This is a genomic window from Pseudonocardia pini (genome assembly GCF_013870575.1).
Classification (GTDB): domain Bacteria; phylum Actinomycetota; class Actinomycetes; order Mycobacteriales; family Pseudonocardiaceae; genus Pseudonocardia; species Pseudonocardia pini.
The window spans coordinates 1-2,559 of sequence record NZ_JACBXB010000785.1; the positions used below are offsets into that span (position 1 = coordinate 1).

Here is a 2,559-nt window from a genome sequence, read left to right on the forward strand (position 1 = left end):
CCGTGGCCTTCTACCGCGAGGACCCGGCGGGCGACGTGGTCCTGGGCTCGGCCACCATCACCACCACCTCGTGAGTGGCGATGGTCGCCGGAGCGACCATCGCCACTCACAGGGTCAGGTCACGGTCACCTTGTTGATCATGCCCTGGACGAAGTGCGGCGCGGTGCCGTACTCCTCGCCGACCGGGCAGATCATGAAGTAGGTGCCCGGCTCCAGGTCGACGAGCAGCCCGCCCTGCTGCCCGGGCGGTGCGACGACCGCGCCCGGCAACGGCTGGAACTGCGTCATCAGCTGCTCCATCGGCATCCCCACGAACTGGTCCACCGTCAGCGCCGGGTCGGGCGACTTCAGGATGAGCAGCACGTGGACCTGGTTGGCCGCCGAGTGGTTCATCATCTGGATCGCGGTCGGGCCCGCGGTGAGCGTCGCGGGCATGCCGTCGAACGTGAAGTCGGTGCCCATCAGCGAGACCTGCTGGTAGCCGCAGTTCTGGAAGGCCCAGCCCTCGTACTTCGCGACGTTCGCCGTCACCGTCGGGTCGTCGAACGGGATCTGCGTGCCCTGCGACGCCGAGGCCTGGACCACCGGCTGCAGCGACGTCAGCGACGACTTCAGCTCCGCGGGCGCGGTCCCGATCGCGGCGTTCAGCAGCGGCAGGACCCGGTTGCCCCAGGCCTTCGCCGCCTCCGGGTCCGGCGGGGCGGTCGGGTCGCCGTCCGGGGTCGGCACGGCGTCGAACTTGAGCAGGTTGTCGCAGGTGGCGGCGTTGGGGTCGGCCGCGGGTGCGGCACTCGCCCCGCCCGACCCGCCCGCCGCCGGCGTGCCGCCGCCACAGGCGGCCAGCCCGCCCGTCAGCGCGGCCACGGCTGCCGCGGTGCCCAGTGTCCGGGCGAGAGTGCGTCCGTTCATCGTCGGTCCCCCTCAGGACTCGTCATTCCGGCGTGTTCGATCCACCGACTGCGTACGGGGTGGAGACCCCCGCGTACTCCAGGTGCAGCACCATCCCGGCTGCCGCGTGGGTGAGGTTGTGGCAGTGGTCCATCCAGATCCCGGGGTTGTCCGCCCGGAACGCCACCACGTACTCCTGGCCCTGCTCGACCAGCAGGCTGTCCGTCCACCACGGACTGCCGGTCGCCTGTTCGCCGCCCCGGCCCAGCACGAGCGCGTGATGCCCGTGCAGGTGCATGGGATGGGGGTCGGTGCCGTCGTTGCGGATCGTGACCCGCACGAGCTCGCCCTCGCCCACCTGGATCGGCGGCAGCTGGTCGTGCAGCAGGCCGTTGATCGTCCACCGCACCGTCGGCACGCCGCGGGACCGGCCCAGGACCGTGTCCAGGACGAGCGTGGACTCCCGGTCGAAGGGGCCCGCCGCGGTGAACGGGGTCGGCGCGGGCGTGCCGTAGTGCAGCGGGTCGAAGGCGGGGGCGGTGTCCGGCACGGGCAGCGGCACCGGGCCCCGCCCGGGCGTCAGGACCACGGCGGGACCGATCCCGAACCCGACGCGGACCGGTGTGGCCGGGGTGACCAGCTCGACGTCGTACCGGCCGCCCGCGGGCAGCCGCAGCCGGACCGCGCCCAGCTCACCCGGTTCGTGGACGTCCACCCCGTCGATCGCGAGGACCCGGAACGGGGCGCCCGCGACCGACCAGGTCTGGGTGTCCGAGTCCGTGTTGACCAGCCGCAGCCGCACCCGGGTGCCCGCGGGCACCGTGCGGGTGTCGAGGCCGTCGGCGGTGCCGACGGCCGGCACCGACTGCTCGCCCTTCCGCGGCCAGGAGTGGCCCAGCAGCGTGACGTCGAGCGGTGCCTGCTCGGCGGTCTCCACCACCAGCGCCCCGAACAGCCCGCGCGGCACGGTCCGCGCCGAGTCCTGGTGCGAGTGGTACCAGAACGTGCCGACCTGCTGCGGGCGGAACCGGTAGACGTGCTCACCGCCGACCGGCACGGCGTCCTGGGTCACGCCCGCGACGCCGTCCTGCGCGTTGGGCACGTCGAGCCCGTGCCAGTGCAGCGTGACGCCCTCGGGGACGGAGCCGTTGCGCAGCACGACCTCGACGAGCTGTCCCCGCCGCACCCGCAGCTCGGGACCGGGTGCGGCGCCGTCGAACGTCAGCCCGTCGATCGTCTCGCCGCTCGCGAGGACGACCGGGGTCACGCCCGCGGTCAGCACGAACCGCACGTCCGGGGTGCCCTCGACCGCGCCGGTCAGGTCCGCGACGCTGCGCGGCCCGGCCCCGGTGTGGTGGTGGGACTCGACCCGCGGCGCGGCGACGACCGCCGAGCACGCGCCCACGCCCAGCAACGCGGCCAGCGCGGCGAGCGCGGCGGTGACGAGCAGCGACGGGCGTCGCGGCGACGGGTTGTCCACGCGGCAAGGATGCGGTCGGATCGACAGGTGATACAGGGTGCTGGCACCACCCGCGCATACGCAGTTTCCGCACCTCAGCAGGTGTTAACGCGCGGCCCGGACCAACCGAGTCACCCTGATGCGCGCCCGTGGACGCGGGGTGTGAGACTCCGGGCATGAGCACATCCGACGACCCGCTGGCCGCCCTCCTC

Annotated in this window: 2 protein-coding genes; both read right to left on the reverse strand. The window is 73.5% G+C overall.

Translation table 11 applies throughout. From position 1 onward, the window contains the following. Nucleotides 1-114: 114 nt before the first annotated feature. The gene (locus tag H5J29_RS28890) at nucleotides 115-909 is read right to left on the reverse strand and encodes a hypothetical protein (protein WP_181784139.1); all 795 of its coding nucleotides are present in this window, start codon (nucleotides 907-909) and stop codon (nucleotides 115-117) included. 22 nt (nucleotides 910-931) lie between these two features. Next, the gene (locus H5J29_RS28895) at nucleotides 932-2,368 is read right to left on the reverse strand and encodes a multicopper oxidase family protein (RefSeq protein ID WP_181784140.1); all 1,437 of its coding nucleotides are present in this window, start codon (nucleotides 2,366-2,368) and stop codon (nucleotides 932-934) included. Nucleotides 2,369-2,559: the final 191 nt, after the last annotated feature.

Excerpts from the sequence above, each read along its gene's own strand:
- H5J29_RS28890 (WP_181784139.1), bottom strand. The coding sequence starts at position 909 with ATGAACGGACGCACTCTCGCCCGGACACTGGGCACCGCGGCAGCCGTG.